Source organism: Mycobacterium florentinum (assembly GCF_010730355.1).
In the GTDB taxonomy this organism is placed as follows: Bacteria; Actinomycetota; Actinomycetes; order Mycobacteriales; family Mycobacteriaceae; genus Mycobacterium; species Mycobacterium florentinum.
This window is the reverse complement of record NZ_AP022576.1, coordinates 1,631,398-1,653,932: the sequence shown is the minus strand read 5'-3', so window position 1 is coordinate 1,653,932 and position 22,535 is coordinate 1,631,398. Positions and strand designations below refer to the sequence as shown.

The 22,535-nt window shown below is 67.8% G+C and carries 21 protein-coding genes and 1 pseudogene; 13 read left to right on the top strand and 9 right to left on the bottom strand.

The annotated features are described in order from the left end of the window. Positions 1-38: 38 nt before the first annotated feature. The 4 genes from G6N55_RS07780 to nicT form a co-directional block, all read right to left on the bottom strand. The gene (locus G6N55_RS07780; RefSeq protein WP_085226459.1) at positions 39-1,094 is read right to left on the bottom strand and encodes an NADH-quinone oxidoreductase subunit B family protein; all 1,056 of its coding nucleotides are present in this window, start codon (positions 1,092-1,094) and stop codon (positions 39-41) included. A gap of 313 nt (positions 1,095-1,407) precedes the next feature. Further along, positions 1,408-2,184, bottom strand: coding sequence for a hydrogenase nickel incorporation protein HypB (gene hypB / locus G6N55_RS07775; RefSeq protein WP_085226461.1), 777 nt, complete (start codon positions 2,182-2,184; stop codon positions 1,408-1,410). A gap of 45 nt (positions 2,185-2,229) precedes the next feature. Beyond that, on the bottom strand, positions 2,230-2,565 hold the full coding sequence (locus tag G6N55_RS07770) for a hydrogenase maturation nickel metallochaperone HypA (RefSeq protein WP_085226462.1): 336 nt from the start codon (positions 2,563-2,565) through the stop codon (positions 2,230-2,232). Between the two features lie 79 nt (positions 2,566-2,644). Next, entirely contained in the window at positions 2,645-3,763 is a 1,119-nt protein-coding gene (gene nicT, locus G6N55_RS07765; protein ID WP_085226464.1) for a Nickel transporter NicT, read from the bottom strand. Positions 3,764-3,878: 115 nt separating this feature from the next. Between nicT and G6N55_RS07760 the strand changes: the two genes are divergently transcribed. Further along, positions 3,879-4,361 carry a Fur family transcriptional regulator gene (locus G6N55_RS07760; RefSeq protein WP_085226466.1) on the top strand — a complete coding sequence of 161 codons (483 nt, stop codon included), beginning with the start codon at positions 3,879-3,881 and terminating at the stop codon, positions 4,359-4,361. Positions 4,362-4,363: 2 nt separating this feature from the next. On the opposite strand, the gene mtr is transcribed toward G6N55_RS07760, so the two are convergent. Together mtr and G6N55_RS07750 are read right to left on the bottom strand one after the other, a co-directional pair. Then, positions 4,364-5,743 (bottom strand): mycothione reductase, encoded by a 1,380-nt coding sequence (mtr, locus tag G6N55_RS07755; protein ID WP_085226468.1) that lies wholly within the window; start codon positions 5,741-5,743, stop codon positions 4,364-4,366. A gap of 4 nt (positions 5,744-5,747) precedes the next feature. Next, the gene (locus G6N55_RS07750; protein WP_085226470.1) at positions 5,748-6,773 is read right to left on the bottom strand and encodes an alpha/beta hydrolase; all 1,026 of its coding nucleotides are present in this window, start codon (positions 6,771-6,773) and stop codon (positions 5,748-5,750) included. 153 nt (positions 6,774-6,926) lie between these two features. On the opposite strand from G6N55_RS07750, the gene mqo reads away from it, so the two are divergent. The 7 genes and pseudogenes from mqo (at position 6,927) to G6N55_RS07715 (ending at position 15,626) form a co-directional block, all read left to right on the top strand. Continuing rightward, complete coding sequence (mqo, locus tag G6N55_RS07745; protein ID WP_276072007.1) at positions 6,927-8,351, top strand: malate dehydrogenase (quinone); 1,425 nt, start codon at positions 6,927-6,929, stop codon at positions 8,349-8,351. Between the two features lie 48 nt (positions 8,352-8,399). Continuing rightward, positions 8,400-8,870, top strand: coding sequence for a GNAT family N-acetyltransferase (locus G6N55_RS07740; protein WP_085226472.1), 471 nt, complete (start codon positions 8,400-8,402; stop codon positions 8,868-8,870). Continuing rightward, positions 8,867-10,705, top strand: a complete 1,839-nt coding sequence (locus G6N55_RS07735; protein WP_085226474.1) for a magnesium chelatase subunit D family protein — start codon at positions 8,867-8,869, stop codon at positions 10,703-10,705. Before G6N55_RS07740 ends, G6N55_RS07735 begins: the two co-directional genes overlap by 4 nt. A gap of 25 nt (positions 10,706-10,730) precedes the next feature. Next, the gene (gene cobO / locus G6N55_RS07730; protein ID WP_085226476.1) at positions 10,731-11,345 is read left to right on the top strand and encodes a cob(I)yrinic acid a,c-diamide adenosyltransferase; all 615 of its coding nucleotides are present in this window, start codon (positions 10,731-10,733) and stop codon (positions 11,343-11,345) included. Continuing rightward, positions 11,342-12,757, top strand: a complete 1,416-nt coding sequence (locus tag G6N55_RS07725; protein ID WP_139827069.1) for a cobyrinate a,c-diamide synthase — start codon at positions 11,342-11,344, stop codon at positions 12,755-12,757. The genes cobO and G6N55_RS07725 overlap by 4 nt, the downstream gene beginning before the upstream one ends. A 34-nt stretch (positions 12,758-12,791) precedes the next feature. Continuing rightward, positions 12,792-13,999, top strand: a pseudogene (gene cobA, locus G6N55_RS07720) (uroporphyrinogen-III C-methyltransferase). A gap of 22 nt (positions 14,000-14,021) precedes the next feature. Next, positions 14,022-15,626 carry an MFS transporter gene (locus G6N55_RS07715; protein ID WP_085226481.1) on the top strand — a complete coding sequence of 535 codons (1,605 nt, stop codon included), beginning with the start codon at positions 14,022-14,024 and terminating at the stop codon, positions 15,624-15,626. A gap of 86 nt (positions 15,627-15,712) precedes the next feature. On the opposite strand, the gene G6N55_RS07710 is transcribed toward G6N55_RS07715, so the two are convergent. Next, a complete protein-coding gene (locus tag G6N55_RS07710; protein ID WP_085227096.1) occupies positions 15,713-16,576 on the bottom strand; it encodes an SDR family NAD(P)-dependent oxidoreductase in 864 nt (287 codons plus the stop codon). Between the two features lie 182 nt (positions 16,577-16,758). Between G6N55_RS07710 and G6N55_RS07705 the strand changes: the two genes are divergently transcribed. Then, a complete protein-coding gene (locus G6N55_RS07705) occupies positions 16,759-17,325 on the top strand; it encodes a CGNR zinc finger domain-containing protein (RefSeq protein WP_163667231.1) in 567 nt (188 codons plus the stop codon). 45 nt (positions 17,326-17,370) lie between these two features. After that, positions 17,371-19,119 carry a proline--tRNA ligase gene (locus G6N55_RS07700; protein WP_085226485.1) on the top strand — a complete coding sequence of 583 codons (1,749 nt, stop codon included), beginning with the start codon at positions 17,371-17,373 and terminating at the stop codon, positions 19,117-19,119. Between the two features lie 82 nt (positions 19,120-19,201). On the opposite strand, the gene G6N55_RS07695 is transcribed toward G6N55_RS07700, so the two are convergent. Further along, on the bottom strand, positions 19,202-19,648 hold the full coding sequence (locus G6N55_RS07695) for a ferritin-like domain-containing protein (protein ID WP_085226486.1): 447 nt from the start codon (positions 19,646-19,648) through the stop codon (positions 19,202-19,204). Next, complete coding sequence (locus G6N55_RS07690) at positions 19,645-20,187, bottom strand: hypothetical protein (protein ID WP_085226488.1); 543 nt, start codon at positions 20,185-20,187, stop codon at positions 19,645-19,647. Before G6N55_RS07690 ends, G6N55_RS07695 begins: the two co-directional genes overlap by 4 nt. Positions 20,188-20,392: 205 nt before the next feature. Between G6N55_RS07690 and rimP the strand changes: the two genes are divergently transcribed. The 3 genes from rimP to G6N55_RS07675 all read left to right on the top strand — a co-directional run bounded on the left by rimP (position 20,393) and on the right by G6N55_RS07675 (position 22,472). Further along, a complete protein-coding gene (rimP, locus tag G6N55_RS07685) occupies positions 20,393-20,926 on the top strand; it encodes a ribosome maturation factor RimP (protein ID WP_085226490.1) in 534 nt (177 codons plus the stop codon). Further along, positions 20,923-21,978, top strand: coding sequence for a transcription termination factor NusA (gene nusA, locus G6N55_RS07680; protein ID WP_085226492.1), 1,056 nt, complete (start codon positions 20,923-20,925; stop codon positions 21,976-21,978). The genes rimP and nusA overlap by 4 nt, the downstream gene beginning before the upstream one ends. 131 nt (positions 21,979-22,109) lie before the next feature. Next, positions 22,110-22,472, top strand: a complete 363-nt coding sequence (locus tag G6N55_RS07675) for a YlxR family protein (RefSeq protein ID WP_179968130.1) — start codon at positions 22,110-22,112, stop codon at positions 22,470-22,472. The last annotated feature ends 63 nt before the right edge of the window (positions 22,473-22,535 follow it).

Below are 22,535 nucleotides of genomic sequence, written 5' to 3'. Positions count from 1 at the left end.
GCGTGAAGATCGCTGAAACAAGACGAGCGCGCCGCGACCTACCAGGTGCGGCGGGCTCCGGTGACGAGCTCGGTGCCCTTGTGTCGCCAGCGCGGTTCCTTGTCGACGGTTCGGGCCGTGATACCCCTCAAACTACGAATCACGGACCCGTATAACCCTGACGCGGTGCTGGACAGCTTGCCGCCCGGCGGCTCGTCCATGAACGGCATGAACTTGTCGGGGAACCCCGGCATCGTGCACCCGATGCAGATCCCGCCGACGTTCGGGCAACCACCGATTCCGTTGATCCACCCGCGCTTGGGCACGTTGCATTTCACGACCGGGCCCCAACAGCCAAGTTTGACAATGCATTTCGGTGACCCGTACTCGGTGGCGAAATCACCCTGCTCGTAGTAGCCGGCGCGGTCGCACCCCTCGTGCACGGTGTTGCCGAATAGCCACTTGGGACGCAGCGCGTCGTCGAGGGGGATCATCGGCGCCTGGCCGGTGGCCATGTACAGCAGATAGGTCAGCGTCTCGGACAGGTTGTCCGGGTGAATCGGGCAACCGGGTACGCAGACGATCGGGATGCCGGCCTTGCTCTTCCAGCCCCAGCCGAGATAGTCGGGTACGCCCATCGCCCCGGTCGGATTGCCGGCCATCGCGTGGATGCCGCCGTAGGCGGCGCAGGTCCCGACGGCGACGATCGCCGTGGCCTTGGGGGCCAACCGGTCGAGCCACTCGCTGGTGGTCATCGGCTGGCCGGTGGCGGGATCGTTGCCGAACCCACACCAATACCCCTCGTCCTTGATATTCTCGTTGGGAATGGATCCCTCGACGACAAGCACGAACGGTTCCAATTCACCGCGGTCGGCCTTGAAGAACCACTCGAGGAAGTCGTCCGCGCCCCCGTTGGGCCCGCATTCGAAGTCGATCAGAGGCCAGTGCACGGCGACCTTGGGGAGACCGGGAAGAGCTCCGAGAGCGATCTCCTCGACGCTGGGCTGGGTGGCGGCAGTCAACGCCACCGAATCACCGTCACAACTGAGGCCCGCGTTGATCCACAGCACATGGATCAACGTTTCTTCTGCTTTGACTGCTGCTTCCGTCGGCATGCTGCAGCTTTCCGGGGCCGGGCTGGGGCCCCTGCGCCGCCGGAGTCGACCGTCGGCCCACTTGCGCAGCGCTGTTTTTGGGTCTACTCCCGCCCTCACGGGTTGTCAACGGTTCCCCCTTGGCCGGCAGTTAGACAAACGTTTTCCCGACCCCGCGGATGGTACTTTTGCACTGTGCGGCAAAAGGTTTCGGGAATCACGTATCGGCATTGTGAACCGCCGAGTTCGGCTAAGTACTACGAGGTAGAGTAGGACAAAGCGCGTCATGGGCAATGGCATTGTCATGCAAATGATTTGCAAGACGGTGAAGGGTTCAGTCCGCGGCGCCTTCGGCGAATCTTTTCAGCCAACCGAACCAGGCAGCCATGCCGGCGCCGGTGCGCGCACTTACCGGCAGAATCGTCGCGGTCGCATTGACCTCGCGGACGTGTGCAATGTAGGTGTCCACCTCGACGTCCAGGTGGGGGACCAGGTCAATCTTGTTGAGCAACACCACATCCACCGATCTGAACATGACCGGATACTTCAGTGGCTTGTCCTCGCCCTCGGTGACGGAGTACACCATGGCCTTGGCGTGTTCGCCGACGTCGAACTCCGCCGGGCAGACCAGGTTGCCGACGTTTTCGATGATCACCAGGTCCAGGCTGGAAAGGTCGAGGCCGGGAAGTGCGCGCCTGACCATGGGTGCGTCGAGATGGCATTCACCGCCAAAGCCGTTACTGGTGTTCAGCAGCGACACCTGGGCGCCGCGACCGCTGAGCTTGGCCGCATCGAGGTCGGTGGCGATGTCACCCTCGACCACCCCGATCGCGAACTGACCGGCGAGCTCGTCGAGCGTTGCGGCGAGGACGGTCGTCTTTCCCGACCCCGGTGAGCTCATCAAGTTGAGCGCGCGGATCCCGTTGCTCTCGAACGCGGCCCGGTTGGCGTCGGCGAGCAGGTCGTTCTCGGCGAAGATCGCCTCCAGCACGTCGATGCGCTGCTTGCCGGTTTCGTAGTGACGGTGATCGCCGTGATCGTGCTCGTGGGGAGCGCGATCGTGTTCGTGGGTGTGCACGGTGCCGTCGTCGTGGCGATGAAATCTACCCATGCTCAACACCTTTCGATGTGGCGCCTAACCGCCACGGACCCGTTTTCACGAGACGTCCAGCGACGTCACCAGGAACTCGTTGCCGTGCAGCACCTCGACGTCGGCGCTGTCGCAGTGCGGGCACCAGATCGACCAGGCCGAGGTGATCTCCGAGTGCCGGTCGCACGCGCGGCAGCGCACCTCGGCGCCGATGCACTCGAGTTCCAGCTCGGCGTCCGGCATGTTCTCCGATTCCCGCACCAGCGCCCAGCAGAACGACAACGAATCGGGCACCACCTGGCGAAGGGCGCCGATCCGGACGCGGACCACGTCGACGTGCCGCCCGTCGGCATGTGTTTTGACCACGCCGGCGATCGCCTCGCACAGCGAAAGCTCATGCATCGCCGGTCACCGGCGTCGGGCGCGCGCCCATGAACTCGTTTCTACACCCGTGCGGTCGCGACGAATACCCGTCGCAGAGCTAGGGCGTGCTCTGCGCGGGCACGACCCACTTCTCTTCGATGCGCCCGAAGCGCCAGACGAGCAGCGCGACCACCCAGGTGACCACGAAGATGCCGACGACGACGAAGCCGACGGTGTTGAGGTCGAGCCCGGCCAGCCAGTCCCAGAAAGGACCCCGCCACCCCAGCTGGTCGGCGAGCAGGCCGAGCAGTTCGACGCTGCCGATCACCCACGCGACGACGACCGACAGCCCGGTGATGGTGATGTTGTAGTAGATCTTGCGCACCGGGTTGGAAAACGCCCAGCCGTACGCGAAGTTCATGAACGAGCCGTCGATGGTGTCCAGCAGGCACATGCCCGCGGCGAACAACACCGGCAAACACAGGATCGCGTACCACGGCAGCCCGGCCGCCGCGCTGGTGCCGGCCAGCACCAGCAGCGCGACCTCGGTGGCGGTGTCGAAGCCCAGACCGAACAGCAGGCCGATCGGGTACATGTGCCAGGACTTGGTGATCGATCGCGTGAAGCGGCCCAGGAAGCGGTTAAGAAACCCGCGGTTGCCCAATTGCCGCTCCAGCTCGGCGGCGTCGGCTTGCGGGTCGTATTCGCCGCGGCGCAACCGCAGGAACACCCGCAGGATTCCGACCAGGACGACGACGTTGAGCAGGGCGATCAGATAGAGGAACACGCCCGAGACGCCGGCGCCGATCAGGCCGGTGTAGTGGTGCAACGCCGACGAGTCGTCCTCGACCGGCCCGACGATCGCCTTGGCCCCGATGGCCAGCAGCATCGCCAGGGTGAACACCACGGTGGAGTGGCCCAGCGAGAAGAAGAACCCGACGGCAAGCGGGCGCTGGCCGTCGCTCATCAGCTTGCGGGTGGTGTTGTCGATGGCGGCGATGTGGTCGGCGTCGAAGGCGTGCCGCAGCCCGAGGGCGTAGGCCGTCAGGCCGACGCCGATGCCAAAGGCTTTGCCGCCCACGCTTAGTCGTGCCGGTTCGACGATCAGCAGCAAAGTGAACCAGCCGATGAGATGCAGTGCGACGATCACCGCGAGCATCGCCGCCAGACGCCCCCATTCCGCGGGTGTCAGGAAGCTGAATCTGGTCCGCGGCGCGTGGAGCTCGGTACTGGCCATCGCCTCGACCCTAGGTTCGGGCGCGAACTGGATGCAAGTGACTTGCAGGACGACATCCCCGTTTGGGCGGCGCGCAAGACTGGTAATCCGGGATATCCGGCGCGAGACTGAGCGGGTGACGTCCAACCGGTCGGCACTCGACCCCGCGGTCGCCGAACGCATCGGTGACTTCCTGCGTGCCCGCGGCCTGCGGCGGATGACGTCACGGATTCAGGTGCTCGCGGTGCTTGAACCCGTCAACGGACACCTCTCCGTCGCGGAGATCCATCAGCGGGTACGGGCCACGCTGCCACCCGGCGCCCAGCCACCCGACGTGGCCACCATCTACCGCACGGTGACCACCCTGGTCGAGCAGGCGGTGTTGCACGCGCTGACCCTCGACGGCGGCATCACGACCTACGGTCTGGCGACCGCCCCGCATCACCACGCGGTATGCACGCGGTGCGACTCGATCATCGAAGTGCCCGCGCGACAGCTCAGCTCCGCGCTCGAGCACGCGATGGAGGGTAGTGCGTTCGCCCTGTCGGAGCGGGCCGGGCTGACGCTGCGCGGCCTGTGCCCGCGGTGCCAGCGCGGCGAGTCGCCGGCCCGGCGCTGAGCTCAGCTCAGGCCCAGCAACGCGTTCTCCACCACCTCGGGCAGTCCCGGATGGATCCAGTACTGCCCGCCGGCCATTTCCGGGGCGGTCAGCCCGAAGCTCATCGCCTGGATCAACGGCTGGATGATCGAGGAGGCCTGGTGGCCCATGATGTGGGCACCCAGCAGGCGCCCGGTGCCACGCTCGCCGATGAGCTTGACGATTCCGGTGGTGTCTTCCATCGCCCAGCCGTAGGCGACGTCGCCGTAGTCCTGGATCTTCACCGAGATTTTGAAACCCTGTGCAATGGCTTCATTTTCGGTCAGACCGACGGAGGCGATCTGGGGATCGGTGAATACCGCGGACGGCACGTAGCGGTGGTCGGTGGTCTTCATCGCCGCGGTGTCGTCCCAGTCGCACAACAGGTTGTGCTGTACCACGCGTGCCTCGTGGTTGGCGACGTGCTTGAGCTGATACGGCGAGGAGACGTCGCCGAGGGCGAAAACCCCACGCGCCGTGGTTCGTTGGTACTCGTCGACAACCACGAGACCGTCCTCGACGGCGATACCGGCCTGCTCGAGGTCGAGTTGATCGGCGTTGGAGACCCGGCCGGTCGCGACCAGCAGGGCGTCGGCGTTGATGGTGTGGTCGTTGTCGAGTCGCACCGCGATGCCCGAACCCTCGTCCTCGGCGCTCACGACATTGGCGTGGGTGTGCAGTTCCCATTTGCTCGACGCGAGGCGGGTGAAGCGTTTGCAGAGGGTGTCATCGCAATGCCGCAGCAGGGCGGAGCCGCGGACCACCAGTGTGACCCGCGCGCCCAGTGCGGAGAAGATGTGCGCGAATTCGGCGGACACGAAACCACCGCCGACGATCACCAGATGCTCTGGGAACTCCGAGATTCGCATGATCGTGTCGCTGGTGTAGTACCGCGCGCCGCACTCCGGGATCGCCGGGGGAATGATCGCCCGTGCTCCCGCGGCGATCACCACCTGGTCGGCCGTGAACTCGTCGCCGGCGTCGGTGCGCAACAGGTAGCGCCCGTCGGCCTGGACCGGACCGAATCGGGTGTGCTGTTTGTACACGTCGATGTTGGGTTCGGAGTTGCGATAGTCCTCGCCGCCGACCCCGATCGGATCGATACGCCCGAAGACGCGCGAGACGATGTCATCCCAGCGCACCCGGTCGACGTGCGCGTCGATGCCGTAGCGCGACGCCTCCCGGATCGATTGGGCGACCTCGGCGGCGTAGACGAACATCTTGGTCGGGATGCACCCGACGTTCAGGCAGGTGCCGCCGAAGGTGCCCTGCTCGGAGATCGCCACTCGCTTGTCGGCGAATCGGTCATCGAGAATGGTATTGCCCGAACCGGTTCCGATGATCGCGAGGTCGTAGGTCTCCACGCCGTCACCCCTTTCCGAATGATGCCGAGGCGTCGATGTTCGTGGTGCGCAGGTAGCCGTCCAGCCAGCGATCCATTTCGCGATACGCGACGTCGCGCGGCCCCTGTCGGGACAGGAACACGTCGTGTTTGGCGTCTTTCACCGGAACGATGGTGCTGCGGTTCCCGATGCAGCCCGCCCACCGGGCGATCTGGCTGACGGCCAGCACCGCGTCGCCGCGTTGCATGGACATCGGGTCCTCGGATTCGGTCACGCTGTGGTCCGAGCGCAGGATCAGGTTGGGCACGCCGACGTCGAGTCCCCGGTGCAGCCGGGCCTGGCCGCGGCGCACGGCGTGTAGCCACCCCGCGGTGATCGGGAAGCCGCCCAACGGTTTCCACTCCAGGTTGTAGTCGAACTCGCCGTCGTAGTCGCGGTGCAGGGTGGTGCCGTAACCGCCCTTGCTGGTGCCTCGCAGCACGACGTTGGACCGCACCCGCGACAGGCCCGCGATCACCGCCGCGGTGATCCCGAGGCGCAGCACCGCCGGGCCGGGCAGATCCAGGAAGGGGCTGTTGAGCACCAAGCCACCGATGCCGTTGTGTGCCTTGGGGTTTCGCCGACGCAATCGGTCCAGCCACAGCGGCACGATCAGGCCGCCGGCGGAATGGCCGTACATCAGGACCCGGACGTCGTGCGCCTGCTCGCCGATGATGGCCAGGGCGCGTTCGAGTTCGGCGTCGTAGTGGGCGAGATCGGTGATGAAGTGCGGGGTCTGGCCATCGCGCCGCGACCGGCCGCACTTCTGCAGGTCCAATGCGTAGAAGGTGAAGCCGCGGCCGGCGAAGTGATCGGCCAGCGCGGTGTTGAAGAAGTAGTCGGTGTAACCGTGCACCGTCAGCACCGCGTGCGCGGGGCCGGCGGCATCCCCGGTTCCGGGGCCGCGCCGGATCAGCGTTGCGACGATGTCGCCCTCGCCGGCGGGATCGGGTCCCAATGCGATGGTGTACTGCCAGTAGCCAGGCAGGACATCGGGGACCCAGCCAGTCACCAGGCCAGCTTAGCGTGACGAAGGCTTTTGCTGGTCACGGCAGGTGCCGGAGCGCTGGTCGGGATAGCCTGGGTGACCGGCCAAGAAAGGACCAGCATTCCGGTGTCTGACACAACGGCGCGCACCGACGTCGTCCTGGTCGGCGCCGGGATCATGAGCGCCACCCTGGCCGCATTGCTGCGCAGGCTCGAGCCGGACTGGTCGATCACCGTGATCGAGCGCCTCGATGCCGTCGCCGCCGAAAGCAGCAGCCCCTGGAACAACGCCGGCACCGGGCACGCCGGGCTGTGCGAGATGAACTACACCCCGGAGCGAGACGGTGCGATCGACATCGCCAAGGCGGTGTCGATCAACGAGCAATTCCAGGTGAGCCGGCAGTTCTGGGCCTCCGCCGTCGAGAACGGCATCCTCAACGATCGACGCTTCCTCAACCCCGTCCCGCACGTCAGTTTCGTGCACGGCGCGCACCGGATCGACTATCTGCGGCGGCGCCAGCAGGCGCTGGCCCCCAACCCGCTGTTCGCCGGCACGGAATTGATCGTCGACCCGGACGAGTTCGCCCGCCGGCTGCCCTTCATGGCCGCCAAACGCGACTTCTCCGAGCCGGTCGCGCTCAACTGGGCGCCCGACGGCACCGACGTCGACTTCGGCTCGCTGTCCAAACAGCTCATCGGCTTCTGCGTGCGCAATGGCGCGACGGCGCTGTTCGGCCACGAGGTCCGCAACCTGACCCGTGATTCCGGCGGCTGGACGCTGCGGATCGCCAATCGCCGCACCGGCGAAAAACGCAAGCTGAATGCAAAGTTCGTATTCGTCGGCGCCGGTGGTGACGCGCTGCCGCTGTTGCAGAACTCCGGCATCGACGAGGTCAAGGGTTTCGCCGGCTTCCCGATCGGCGGGAAGTTCCTGCGCACCGACAACCCAGCGCTGACCGCCGCGCACCGGGCCAAGGTCTACGGCACCCCCGCGCCCGGTGCCCCGCCGCTGGGCGCGCTGCATCTGGACCTGCGCTTCGTCAACGGCAAATCGTGGCTGGTCTTCGGGCCGTACGCCGGCTGGTCGCCCAAGTTTTTGAAGCATGGTCACGTCAGCGATCTGCCCCGATCAATCAGGAGCGACAACGTGGTGTCGATGGTGGGGGTCGGCATCACCGAGATGACGCTGGTCAACTACCTGATCGGCCAACTGAGGCGCACCGAACGCGACCGGATGCACGCGCTGCGCGAATTCGCCCCCGGCGCCCAGGGTTCGGACTGGCAGCTGACGGTGGCCGGTCAGCGCGTGCAGGTGATCCGGCGGGCCAAGGGCAGGGGCGGGGCGCTCGAATTCGGCACCACCGTCGTCGGCTCGGCCGACGGCAGCATCGCCGGACTGCTCGGCGGTTCACCCGGCGCCTCGACCGCCGTGCCGATCATGCTCGACGTGCTGGCGAGTTGCTTTGCCGGTCGCTACCAGTCCTGGCTGCCCAAGCTCAAAGAGATGGTGCCCTCGTTGGGGACCCGGCTATCCGAAGAACCGGCACTCTACGACGAGGTGAGAACGTGGAGCGCCAAGGTATTACAGTTGAACGCCTCATGAACCGCGCCGGACAGCGATGCGAAAAGTGATTAGGAGGAGCGGCGCCCAATGACCGAAGCGCTACGCCGCATCTGGGCCAAAGACCTTGACGCGCAATCCCTTTATCAGCTGCTCAAGCTGCGCGTAGAGGTATTCGTCGTCGAGCAGGCCATTCCGTATCCGGAGCTCGACGGGCGCGATTTGCTCGCCGAGACCCGGCACTTCTGGCTGGAAACGCATGACGGCGAGGTGATCTGCACGCTGCGGCTGATGGAGGAGCATGCCGGCGGCGAGAAGGTGTTCCGGATCGGGCGGCTGTGCACCAAACGCAGTGCGCGTGGACAGGGCCACACCACCCGGCTGCTGCGCGCCGCGCTGGCCGAGGTCGGTAACTATCCGTGCCGGATCAACGCGCAGACCTACCTCGCCGAAATGTACGCCCACCATGGTTTCGTCCGCGAGGGCGACGATTTCCTGGACGACGGCGTTCCGCACGTCCCGATGCTGCGGCCCGGTTCGGGCCTGACGGCGAAGCCGTGAAGCCCTATCCGTTCAGCGCGATCGTCGGTCACGATCAGTTGCGGCTGGCGCTGCTGCTGTGCGCGGTGCGTCCGGAAATCGGCGGCGCGCTGATTCGCGGCGAGAAGGGCACCGCCAAGTCGACGGCCGTGCGGGGCCTGGCCGCGCTGTTGTCCGCGGCGACCGGAAACAACGGCGCCGGAGCGGGCCTGGTCGAAATGCCGCTCGGCGCAACCGAAGACCGGGTGATCGGCTCGCTGGATCTGCAGCGGGTGCTGCGCGACGGTGAGCATGCTTTTTCGCCCGGGTTGCTGGCACGAGCCCACGGCGGCGTGCTCTACGTGGACGAGGTCAACCTGCTGCACGATCACCTGGTCGACGTGCTGCTCGACGCCGCCGCAATGGGGCGGGTGCACATCGAACGCGACGGCATCTCGCATTCGCACGAGGCCCGGTTCGTGCTGATCGGCACGATGAATCCGGAGGAAGGCGAACTGCGCCCGCAGCTGCTGGACCGGTTCGGCCTGACGGTCGACGTGCATGCCTCGCGCGATGTCGACGTGCGGGTGGAAGTAATCCGCCAGCGGATGGCCTACGAGGCCGACCCGGATGGGTTCGCCACGCGTTATGCCGCCGACGACGCCGAGCTGGCGCAGCGGATCGCCGCGGCGCGCGCGCTCGTCGACGATGTGGTGTTGCCGGACAACGAGTTACGGCGTATCGCGGCACTGTGCGCGGCGTTCGATGTCGACGGGATGCGAGCCGACCTGGTGGTGGCCCGCACCGCCGTCGCCCACGCCGCCTGGCGCGGCGTGACCCTTGTCGAGGAGCAGGACATCCGGGTGGCGGCCGAACTGGCGCTGCCGCATCGGCGCCGCCGCGACCCGTTCGACGATCCGGGCATCGACCGCGAGCAGCTCGACGAAGCCCTGCAGCAGGCCGGCAACGATCCCGATCCCGATCCCGATCCGCCCGGCGGCGGGCAATCCGCCGATGATCCTGCCTCGCAACAGGAGTCGCCTTCCAACGCGAAGCCACAGCAACCCCGGGCGCGGCCGAGCGCCCCGCCGTCGAAAACCTTTCGCACCCGGGCGCTGACGGTCCCCGGCGTCGGCGAGGGAGCCCCCGGACGGCGCTCGCGGGCCCGCAATCTGTCCGGCAGCGTGGTGGCCGCCGCCGAAGTCAACGATCCCTCGGCGCACGGACTGCACTTGTTCGCCAGCCTGCTGTCGGCCGCCGAGCGCGCCGGAGCCGGGCCGCTGCGCCTTCGCCCGGACGACGTACGTCGCGCGGTGCGGGAGGGACGCGAAGGCAACCTGGTGATCTTCGTCGTCGACGCGTCCGGATCGATGGCCGCCCGGGACCGGATGGCCGCGGTCAGCGGTGCCACCCTGTCGCTGCTGCGCGACGCCTACCAACGGCGCGACAAGGTCGCGGTGATCACCTTCCGGCAGCACGACGCGCGGCTGTTGTTGCCGCCGACGTCGTCGGCGCACATCGCGGGGCGCCGGCTGGCGCGATTCGATACCGGCGGCAAGACCCCGCTGGCCGAGGGCCTGCTGGCCGCGCGTGAGCTGATCGTCCGGGAACGTGCGCGCGATCGGGCGCGGCGCCCCCTGGTGGTGGTGCTCACCGACGGGCGAGCCACCGCGGGCCCGGACCCGTTGGGCCGCAGCCGAATCGCGGCCTCGCGTCTGGTGGCCGAGGGCGCGGCGGCGGTGGTCGTGGACTGCGAAACGTCCTACGTGCGACTGGGATTGGCCGGGCAGCTGGCCCGCCAGCTCGGCGCACCTACTGTGCGGCTCGAGCAGCTGCACGCCGACCATTTGACGCGAGCCGTCCGCAGCGCCGCCTAGGTTCGCGACAAGGAGGTGTGCCGCTATGCCACAGGGAACCCCACTGCAGGTTCCGGATGACGGACTGAGCACCCGGGCCCGGCGCAACCTGCCGCTGCTGGCGGTGCACACCGGCGACGGCAAGGGGAAGTCGACCGCGGCGTTCGGAATGGCGTTGCGCGCGTGGAACGCGGGCCTCGACGTCGCGGTGTTTCAGTTTGTCAAGAGCGCGAAGTGGAAGGTAGGGGAGGAAGCCGTCTTTCGCCGGCTCGGCCAGCTGCACGACGAACACGGCGTCGGCGCAGCGGTCGAGTGGCACAAGATGGGCAGTGGCTGGTCCTGGTCGCGTAAATCCGGCAGCGAGGACGATCACGCGGCCGCGGCCGCCGACGGCTGGGCGGAGATCTCACGCCGGCTGGCCGAGCAGCGTCACGACTTCTATGTGCTCGATGAGTTCACCTACCCACTGAAGTGGGGCTGGGTCGACGTCGACGAGGTGGTGGACGTGTTGGCGGCCCGGCCCGGCCATCAGCATGTGGTGATCACCGGGCGTGCCGCCGCGCCGCGGCTGGTCGAGGCCGCCGACCTGGTCACCGAGATGACCAAGGTCAAGCATCCGATGGATGCGGGACGCAAGGGCCAGAAGGGCATCGAGTGGTGAACGCCCCCGCGGTCGTCGTCGCCGCGCCGGCGTCGGGCAGCGGAAAGACAACGATCGCAACGGGTTTGATCGGGGCGCTGCGCCAAGCCGGGCATACGGTCGCGCCGTTCAAGGTGGGCCCGGACTTCATCGACCCCGGCTACCACGGGCTGGCCGCGGGCCGGCCCGGACGCAACCTCGACCCGGTGATGGTGGGGGAAGCGCTGATCGGCCCGCTCTACGCGCACGGTGCCGCCGGCGCGGACATCGCGGTGATCGAGGGCGTGATGGGGCTGTTCGATGGTCGGATCGGGCCCGACCCGACGTCCCCGCCGCCGGGCTCCACCGCTCATGTCGCCGCCCTGGTGGGTGCGCCGGTGATCCTGGTGGTCGACGCGCGCGGTCAGAGCCACAGCATTGCCGCACTGCTGCATGGTTTTTCAACGTTCGATACCGCAACCCGGATCGCCGGCGTGATCCTCAACCGGGTCGGATCGCCCCGGCACGAGCAGGTGTTGCGCCAGGCCTGCGAGCAGACCGGTATCCCGGTGTTGGGCGCTATTCCGCGGACCGCCGAATTAGAGCTGCCGACAAGGTATTTGGGCCTGGTCACCGCGGTCGAATACGGGCGGCGGGCCCGGCTGGCGGTTGAGGCGATGACCGACCTGATCGCGCGGCACATCGACCTCGCCGCGGTGCTGGCGGTCGCACGAAGCCAGAACACCAGCGCACCGTGGGATCCCGTTGCGGCAGTGGGGGAGACGCCCGGTCGCCGCGCCACGGTCGCGATGGCCGCCGGGAAGGCCTTCAGCTTCGGCTACGCCGAACACGCCGAGCTGCTGAGTGCCGCCGGTGCCGACGTGGTCGAGTTCGACCCGCTGGTCGATACGCTGCCCGACGGCACCGACGCCGTGCTGCTGCCCGGCGGCTTCCCCGAGCAGTTCACCGCCGATCTGTCCGCTAATAACGTTGTGCGACAACAGATTCGAGAGCTGGCTACCGCCGGCGCTCCGGTGCACGCCGAGTGTGCGGGCCTGATCTACCTGGCTTCCGAACTCGACGGGTACCCGATGTGCGGGGTGCTGGGCGGATCGGCGCGCTTCACCCCGCAGCTGAAGCTGGCGTATCGCGACGCGGTCGCGGTGGCCGATTCGGCGCTGTATGCCGCCGGGGCCCGGGTGGTCGGGCACGAATTCCACCGGACCGTGATCACCTTCACCGAGAGCTACCAACCCGCGTGGGTCTACCGGGCCGCGGACCACGATGCGGCGCCGATGCGCGACGGCGTCGTGCACAACGGCGTACATGCGTCGTATCTGCACACTCACCCGGCCGCGGTACCGGACGCGGTGGCGCGTTTCGTCGCACGCGCCGCGCGACGGCAAGCGGGCGGCCCTGCCCCGCAAGTGGGCGACCCGTCGGGCCCGGCATGATCACCGCGCCGACCGTCTTCACTAGGCTTGCCGCGTGACGGAGAGCCCCTACCTCGTGGGATTGCGGCTGACCGGCAAGAAGGTCGTCGTGGTCGGCGGAGGGTCGGTCGCCCAGCGCCGGCTACCCCTGCTGATGTCCAGCGGCGCCAACGTTCACGTGATCACCCGGACCGCCACCCCCGCCGTCGAGGCGATGAGCGGAATCACCTTGACGGTGCGCGAATACCGCGACGGTGACCTCGACGGAGCCTGGTATGCGATCGCGGCCACCAACGACGCGGCGGTCAACGAGGCCGTCGTCGGCGAGGCCGACAGCCGGCAGATCTTCTGCGTGCGCGCCGACATCGCCATCGAGGGCAGCGCGGTGACCCCGGCATCGTTCGAGTACGCCGGGCTGTCGGTCGGGGTGCTGGCCGGCGGCGAGCACCGCAGGTCGGCGGCCATCCGGTCGGCCATCCGCGAGGCGCTGCAGCAGGGGCTGATCACGGCGGAGAGTTCCGATGTCGCGCGCGGCGGGGTGGCGCTGATCGGCGGCGGCCCCGGCGACCCCGAGCTGATCACCGTCCGCGGACGCCGGCTGCTCGCCCAGGCCGACGTCGTGGTCGCCGACCGCCTGGCTCCGCCCGAACTGCTCGCCGAGCTGGCGCCGCACGTCGAGGTCATCGATGCCGCCAAGATCCCGTACGGGCGGGCCATGGCCCAGGACGCGATCAACGACGTCATGATCGAGCGGGCCCGCGCCGGACGCTTCGTGGTCCGCCTCAAGGGCGGCGACCCGTTCGTGTTCGCCCGCGGTTACGAGGAAGTCATCGCGTGCGTCGACGCCGGCATTCCGGTCACGGTGGTCCCCGGTGTGACAAGCGCCATAGCGGTGCCCGCGCTGGCAGGTGTTCCGGTCACTCATCGGGCGGTAAATCACGAGTTCGTGGTGGTCAGCGGCCACCTGGCGCCCGGGCACCCCGAATCGTTAGTGAATTGGAATGCGCTGGCAGCACTGTCGGGCACGATCGTCTTGCTGATGGCCGTCGAACGCATCGAACTCTTCGTCGACGTCCTGCTAAAAGGCGGTCGACCTGCGGATACGCCGGTGCTGGTGGTTCAACATGGGACGACGCCGGCGCAGCGCACGTTGCGCGCCACGCTGGCCGACACGCCGCAGAAGGTTCGGGCGGAGGGGATCAGACCTCCCGCGATCATCGTGATCGGGCCCGTAGCGGCATTCGGGGTTTAAACGATTCTTAAGATTACTGTAAGGTAACCCGTTATGACGGCCCTCAACGAGACCGAGCGTGCGGCCCAGAATTGGTCTGCTGCGCGCGCCGATCGTCCGGCCCCGGAGCGCACCGAGCGCCCGTCCGAGACCTCCTCCGGGACCGCCACCACGCGCACTAGCAGGTATTACCCGACCTGGTTGCCCTCTCGCCGCTTCATTGCGGCCGTGATCGCCATCGGCGGTATGCAGCTGCTGGCAACGATGGACAGCACCGTCGCCATCGTCGCGCTTCCTAAGATTCAAAACGAGCTGAGCCTGTCCGACGCCGGCCGTAGCTGGGTGATCACCGCGTATGTGCTCACCTTCGGCGGGCTGATGCTGTTGGGCGGCCGTCTCGGCGACACCATCGGCCGCAAACGCACCTTCATCGTCGGCGTCACGCTGTTCACCATCTCTTCGGTGCTGTGCGCGGTGGCCTGGGATGAGGTCACGCTGGTCATCGCCCGGCTGTTGCAGGGTGTCGGGTCGGCCATCGCATCGCCGACCGGTTTGGCCCTGGTCGCCACCACATTCGCCAAGGGTCCGGCGCGCAACGCGGCCACCGCGGTGTTCGCCGCGATGACCGCGATCGGTTCGGTGATGGGCCTGGTCGTGGGTGGGGCGCTGACCGAGTGGTCGTGGCGGCTCGCGTTCCTGGTCAACGTGCCGATCGGGCTGGTGATGATCTACCTGGCCCGCACCGCGCTGCGCGAGACCAACCGGGAGCGGATGAAGCTCGACGCCACCGGAGCCATGCTGGCCACCCTGGCCTGCACCGCCGCGGTTTTCGCCTTCTCGGTGGGCCCGGAAAAGGGCTGGATGTCGGCGATCACCCTCGGTTCGGGTGTGGTGGCCGTGGCCGCCGCGATCGCGTTCGCCATCGTGGAGCGCACCGCCGAAAACCCCGTCGTGCCGTTCGAGTTGTTCCGCGACCGCAACCGGCTGGTCACGTTCGCCGCGATCCTGCTGGCCGGCGGCGTGATGTTCAGCCTCACCGTCTGCATCGGCCTGTACGTTCAGGACATCCTGGGCTATAGCGCGCTGCGCGCGGGCGTCGGATTCATCCCGTTCGTCATCGCGATGGGGATCGGCCTCGGTATCTCCTCGCAGCTGGTGGCACGGTTCTCCCCGCGAGTGCTGACCATCGGCGGTGGGTGGCTGCTGCTGCTCGCGATGATCTACGGCTCGGCGTTCATGCACCGCGGCGTGCCCTACTTCCCGAACCTGGTGCTGCCGATCGTCGTCGGCGGAATCGGCATCGGCATGGTCGTGGTCCCGCTCACGCTCGCCGCGATCGCGGGCGTCGGGTTCGACCAGATCGGCCCGGTGTCGGCCATGACGCTGATGCTGCAAAGCCTGGGCGGGCCGCTGGTGCTGGCCGTCATCCAGGCCGTCATCACCTCGCGCACGTTGTACCTGGGCGGCACCACCGGCCCGGTGAAGGTGATGAACGACGCGCAATTACAGGCGCTTGACCACGGCTACACCTACGGGCTGCTGTGGGTGGCGGGAACCGCCGTCATCGTCGGCCTCGCCGCACTGTTCATCGGGTACACCCCGGAGCAGGTCGCGCACGCCCAAGAGGTCAAGGAAGCCATCGACGCCGGCGAGCTGTAGCTCCCGGCTGGCCGTGCGTATCACGGCCATTTCCAACGTCTCTCGCTGAACTGGCCCCGCCCGGCGACGGGGCCAGTTCATTGGCGTCAATCGAGCGGACAGACCCGGTCGGGGTCGCCGTCCACCGCAACGCTGACGGCCTCCCACGCTTCGAGGTTGGCCAGTCGTGACTGCAGCGTCTTGCGGATGGTGTTGACCGCGACGCTGCCGGTCGCCAGCCGCAGTGGGGGTTCATCGGCGTCGACGGCGGCCAGAATTGCCGTGGCGATCGGCTCGGGCAGACTGAAATGCTCGGCCGGTAGCGCTCTGATGGCCGCGAGCGCTGCACGCACCGTCTGGTCGTAGTCGGCGATCTCGGGTGCCCGGTCGAGGTTGGCCCGGAACCCGGTTGCCGACGGCGCGGGCTCCACGATGGTCACGTGGATGCCAAGCGGTTTGAGTTCCTCGTAGAGACCATCAGACAAGCCTTCCTTCGCGTAGTTGAACGCGGAGATCAAGCCCATGCCGGGGGACGAGCTCTGGCCCCGGTAGGCGGCGATTTGAACGACGTGCCCCGACCGCTGCGTGCGCAGCGATGGCAGCACCGCCCGCAGCACGTTGAGCGTGCCGAAGACGTTGGTCCCGAAGGCGGCGCGCACCTGCGCGTCGGTGGCTTCTTCGACTGCGCCCCAAATGCCATAGCCGGCGCCGTTGACCAGGACGTCGATGCGCCCGAACTTCGCGAGTCCCTGTTCGACCGCGGCATCCACTTCCGACTGATTACGGATGTCGGCCCGCAGCGTCAGCAGCTGCTCCGGGTGCGCGCCCGCGATGTCCTTGAGCGGCTCTGGGTTGCGGGAGAGCCCAACTACGTTGTCGCCGCGGTTGATTGCGGCCTTTGTCAGTGCCAACCCCATGCCGGAGCTGGCGCCGGTGATGAACCAATTGCGATGTGGAGTGCTGTGTGTCATGTGATCACCGTAAGCCTGTTGGTGATAACGCGTCAACATAATCGGGAAGAAAAGTAACTGTCAAAATGCTGTTATTGATAACGGAGCGTCTCATACTGTCGAGTGACGCGTCCGTGGGTGAACGGCGTCGACGGATAGGCTTTAACGCCGATGTGGCGCGGAGGATGGCGAGGAGGTGCGTCGTGGCGGGTTCCGGGGCTGCCGCCGTTGATCCGGCGGAGCTGATACTGGCCTTCGCCAATACTCACGATCACCGCGGGCGCGTTCCCGATCGTTTCTCCGATACCGCCGGACTCCAAGCCTGGTTGACCACCCAAGGTGTGGACGGCGCGATGTCGATCACCCCGGCCGATGTGATCGAGGCACGTGAGATTCGCGACGCCCTGGTGACGGTCCTGCTCACCCATGTAGATGCCGACGGGGCGGCCGAAGAGGAACTCGGCGCCGCAGAACATGCGTTGCGCCGGGCGGCGCATCGATATCCGTTGGAAGCCAACATCACTCGCGACGGGGCGGGGCTGGTGTCCACGCAGGCAGGACTGGCGGGTGCGATGGGCTCGATGCTGGCCGCGGTGGTCGAGCTGTCCCAGTCGGGCGAGTGGGAGCGGGTGAAAGCGTGCCGCAACTGTCACCACGGCTTCGTCGATCACAGTCGCAACTCGTCAGGGACCTTCTGCCGGGCGCAATGCCGATCGCAAGCCGGGATGCGGGCCTACCGCAGCCGTCACCGGCCCGACGGTGACGGCTAGCCGCGGACGGATCGCACGAACGTCCGGCAAGTAGGCTGGCCCGCTGTGATTACCCGGATGTCCGAGCTGTTCCTGCGCACGCTGCGCGACGACCCCGCCGACGCCGAAGTGCCCAGCCACAAACTGCTGGTGCGGGCCGGATATATCCGGCAGGTCGCCCCCGGGCTGTACAGCTGGTTGCCGCTGGGGCTGCGGGTGCTGCGCAACATCGAACGCGTTGTCCGCGAGGAGATGAACGCGATCGGCGGGCAGGAGATTCTGTTCCCCGGGCTGCTGCCGCGTGGACCGTACGAGACGACGAATCGCTGGACCGAATACGGCGACGGCGTGTTCCGCGTAACGGACCGTCGCGGTAACGACTACATGCTCGCTCCCACGCATGAAGAGTTTTTCACCCTCGCCGTCAAAGGTGAGTACAGCTCCTACAAGGACTTCCCGCTCACGCTGTACCAAATTCAGATCAAGTACCGCGACGAGGCGCGGCCGCGGGCCGGCATCCTGCGGGCCAGGGAGTTCGTGATGAAGGACTCCTATTCCTTCGACATCGACGCGGCCGGGCTCAAGTCGGCCTACCACGCGCACCGCGAGGCTTATCAGCGCATCTTCGACCGGCTCGGGGTGCGCTACGTCATCGTCTCGGCGGTGTCGGGCGCGATGGGTGGCAGCGCGTCCGAAGAGTTCCTGGCCGAGAGCCCGATCGGCGAGGACACCTTCGTCCGGTGCGTGGAATCCGGCTACGCGGCCAACGTCGAAGCGGTCATCACCGCCCAGCCCGAGGCCCGGCCCATCGACGGGCTGCCCGAGGCCGTCGTGCACGACACCGGCGACACCCCGACCATCGCCACGCTGGTGCAGTGGGCCAACGGCGCCGGCCTGGGCCGCACCGTCACCGCGGCGGACACGTTGAAGAACGTTTTGGTCAAGGTACGCCAGCCCGGCGGCGACTGGGAGTTGCTGGCCATCGGCGTGCCCGGTGACCGCGAGGTCGACGACAAACGGCTGGGCGCCGCGCTGGAGCCGGCCGAATACGCGTTACTCGACGATGCGGACTTCGCCAAGTATCCGTTTCTGGTCAAGGGCTATATCGGCCCGAAGGCGTTGCGGGACAACGAAGTTCGTTATCTCCTCGACCCCCGGGTGGTGGACGGCACCAGCTGGATCACCGGGGCCGACGAGCCGGGCCGCCACGTGGTCGGACTGGTGGCCGGGCGTGACTTCACCGCCGACGGCACCATCGAGGCCGCCGAGGTGCGCGAAGGCGATCCGTCGCCGGACGGCGCCGGCCCGCTGGTCATGGCGCGCGGCATCGAGATCGGCCACATCTTCCAGTTGGGCCGCAAGTACACCGATGCCTTCACCGCCGATGTGCTCGGCGAGGACGGCAAGCCGGTGCGGCTGACGATGGGTTCCTACGGCATCGGGGTGTCGCGACTGGTCGCCGTGGTTGCCGAGCAGCAGCACGACGAGCTGGGCCTGCGCTGGCCGGCGTCGATCGCGCCGTTCGACGTGCACGTGGTGATCGCGAACAAGGACGCGCAGGCGCGCGAAGGGGCCGTGGCGCTGGCCGCCGACCTGGATCGGTTGGGGCTCGAGGTGCTGCTGGACGACCGCACGGCTTCGCCCGGGGTCAAGTTCAAGGACGCCGAGCTGCTCGGGATGCCCTGGGTCGTCGTGGTCGGGCGGGGTTGGGCCGACGGTGTGGTGGAGCTGCGCGACCGCTTCGGCGGGCAGACTCGCGAGCTGGCGGCCGGCGCCTCGCTGGCCACCGACATCGTGGCGGCGCTGACCGGCTAGTGCCGATGGTGGCGACCCTCCCCCGCAAGCGGGAGGTACCCCCATACCCCCGGCTGCGCCGCGCTTGCGATCGCTACGCCGGTTACTCGTTGCCGCCCGGGAAGCTGGCCGTGATCGGCCAGGCGCCCAGGATGCGGCTCCAGCGGGCGCCCATGACCGCGCTCTGCGTCAGGGCCGTCGCGGCGAACGCACGGTCCTCGGCGGTCTCGGCGTGTTCGGTGACCGCGCGCCAGGCCGTCGCGCCGTCGTTCTCCATCCGCACCGCCAGCCGGGCCGCGTCGGCCGGACTGCCCACCAGCAGCGGCAGCTGATAGCCGGCGGCGGCGGGCGGCGGGGTGACCTTGCGGGCGGCCAGCATGGCGATCACGTCGTCGCGACGCTGACGGTGCTGCAGCAGCGCCTCCACCACCAGGTTGTTGACGCTGGGTGGCGACAACGCGGACACGATGCCGTAGCCGTAGATGGTCGAGTGCTCGACGGCCAGCGCATCGCAGAGCGCCGCGTTGTCGGCGTCTTGGCCGGAGGTCATATCGACGGCCCCCCGGGTACGAGTGCAACCAGGTAGGACGCCGTGCACGACGCCGCGATCGAGGCGAGCAGCCCCGCCCGGTAGCCCGATTCGGAGGACACCAGGCGAGTGGCATTGTCCGCCGAGGTGCGCAGCGCGTTGATCACGTCGGACACCGGGGGTGGCGGTGGCGGTGGCCCCGCGGGGGCGGCCGGGCTGGGGCTGGGGCTGGTCGTCTCGCTGGACGAGGCGGTGAGCTTGCCGGCCGCCCGGGCGATCTCGGTGGACAGCGCGCGGGCGTGCGCGGCGCGCTGGTTGGCGACCACCGACAGCGCGGCCGCGATCTGCGGCGCGACGCCGACGGCCGCGGCGGCGGCACCGGCGAGCACGCTGTCGTGTCTGGCCTGGTCTAACGGACCGAGCAGCTGTTCGACCGCGGGGGGTTTCGGCGGGGACTCACCGCAGGCGGAGACGACCACCCCGAGCGCAGCAAGCGCGGCACCCCCGGCGAGCACACCCCGCCTGCTGGTGACGGGTACAGCACTATGCACGCCCAACATCCTGCCATTGGCCGCGGGCCGGGCATGCTGCGGAGGACCTCGACCTACGCGATCACCTCGTCATACGCGATTCCTGGCGTATCGTTAGTAGCTGGTTCTCGCCGAACGGCCGCTGTGCGTTCACCGGGACGCCGGAAGCCGCCCGAAGATGGCTGGGCGGCGACATCAGCCAGATGACCGGACAACTCAAGATGAGGAGCTCGCCGTGACCACCGGGCTACCGTCGCAGACGCAGGTGATCGAGCTACTCGGTGGTGAGTTCGCGCGTGCTGGCTATGAAATCGAAGACGTGGTCATCGATTCCCGGGTGCGTCCGCCCCGAATCACGGTGGTTGCCGACGGCGACACCGCGCTGGACCTGGACGCCGTAGCGACCCTGTCACGTTCGGCGTCGGCTTTGCTGGATGGTCTGGACGGCATCGGTGACAGCTATGTTCTCGAGGTCTCCTCGCCCGGTGTGGACCGTCCGCTCACCAGTGAGAAGCACTTCCGCCGCGCCCGGGGCCGCAAGGTCGAGCTGGCGATGTCGGACGGTTCGCAGTTGACCGGCCGGGTGGGGGAGACCCGCGGCGACGCGGTGGCGCTGGTGGTCCGCGACGGCCGCGGCTGGGCGGTGCGCGAGATCCCGTTCGCCGAGATCGCGAAAGCTGTTGTCCAGGTTGAATTTTCGTCGCCATCGGCAGCCGAGCTGGATTTGGCGGGTGCCGGTGAGGCCCGGAGAACGGAGGCCGGAGCATGAATATCGACATGGCGGCGTTGCACGCGATCGAGGTGGACCGGGGTATCTCGGTCAACGAGCTGCTCGAGACGATCAAGTCGGCGTTGTTGACCGCCTACCGGCATACCCAGGGCCACCAGAACGATGCGCGGATCGAGATCGACCGCAAGACCGGCGTGGTGAAGGTGATGGCCCGCGAGGTCGACGAGGACGGCAACGTCATCAGCGAATGGGACGACACCCCTGAGGGTTTCGGCCGCATCGCCGCCACCACCGCACGCCAGGTGATGCTGCAGCGGTTCCGCGACGCGGAGAACGAGCGCACCTACGGCGAGTTCTCCACTCGTGAGGGCGAAATCGTCGCGGGCGTGATTCAGCGCGACAGCCGCGCGAACGCCCGCGGTCTGGTCGTGGTGCGGATGGGCAGCGAGACCAAGGCCTCCGAGGGCGTCATCCCGGCCGCCGAACAGGTTCCCGGCGAGAGCTACGAGCACGGCAACCGGGTGCGCTGCTACGTGGTCGGCGTGACCCGGGGTTCGCGGGAGCCGCTGATCACGTTGTCGCGCACCCACCCCAACCTGGTCCGCAAGTTGTTCTCGCTGGAGGTCCCCGAGATCGCCGACGGGTCGGTGGAGATCGTGGCCGTGGCACGCGAGGCGGGGCACCGTTCCAAGATCGCGGTCGCATCCCGGGTGCAGGGCCTCAACGCCAAGGGCGCCTGCATCGGTCCAATGGGCCAGCGGGTCCGCAACGTGATGAGTGAGCTGTCCGGCGAGAAGATCGACATCATCGACTACGACGAGGACCCGGCCCGGTTCGTCGCCAACGCGTTGTCGCCGGCGAAGGTGGTTTCGGTGTCGGTCATCGACCAGACCGCCCGCGCCGCTCGCGTGGTGGTGCCCGACTTCCAACTGTCCCTGGCCATCGGCAAGGAGGGGCAGAACGCGCGGCTGGCCGCCCGGCTCACCGGGTGGCGCATCGACATTCGCGGCGATTCGTCCGCCGGTTCCGCGGGGGGATCGGAGGACCAGCCCGAACACGGTGCCAGCCACCCGATGGCCCACGATCACTAGTCCGACGTCACCGGTGCGCCGTTGAATTTTGCGAGGCCGGTTTTTCGCGGCCGCCTGCGTGATCGGACGCGCAGGTTACGGTGCGGTTGCGGGTGGTTCTGACCATCGGTTCCGTGACGCTAGACTGAGCCGTGATCCAGCGCGAGCCTTCGGCCTCGGCGCGCACTCACACGGGCGGACCCGTGCGGACGTGTGTCGGGTGCCGAAAGCGAGAGTTGGCCGTCGGATTGCTCCGAGTGGTGGCGGTGTCAACCGGGAACGGCGAATACGCCGTAATCGTTGACACGGCGACTCGCCTGCCGGGGCGGGGTGCGTGGCTGCATCCCGTACCGCGGTGCGTACACGAAGCGATTCGGCGGCGGGCTTTTACCAAAGCGCTGCGCATCGACCGTCCACCGGACACATCCGCGTTGGTCGAGCACTTAGGGGTGCTCGACTCGCCCGGCAACAGAACAGGTAGCGAAGAACATGAGCACACCGTGAAGTCCCGATGACCATGCGTCATAGCTAAACCCGAGGCGCGGCCCGCTGCTGTCGCCTCATAGACAGGAGATGTA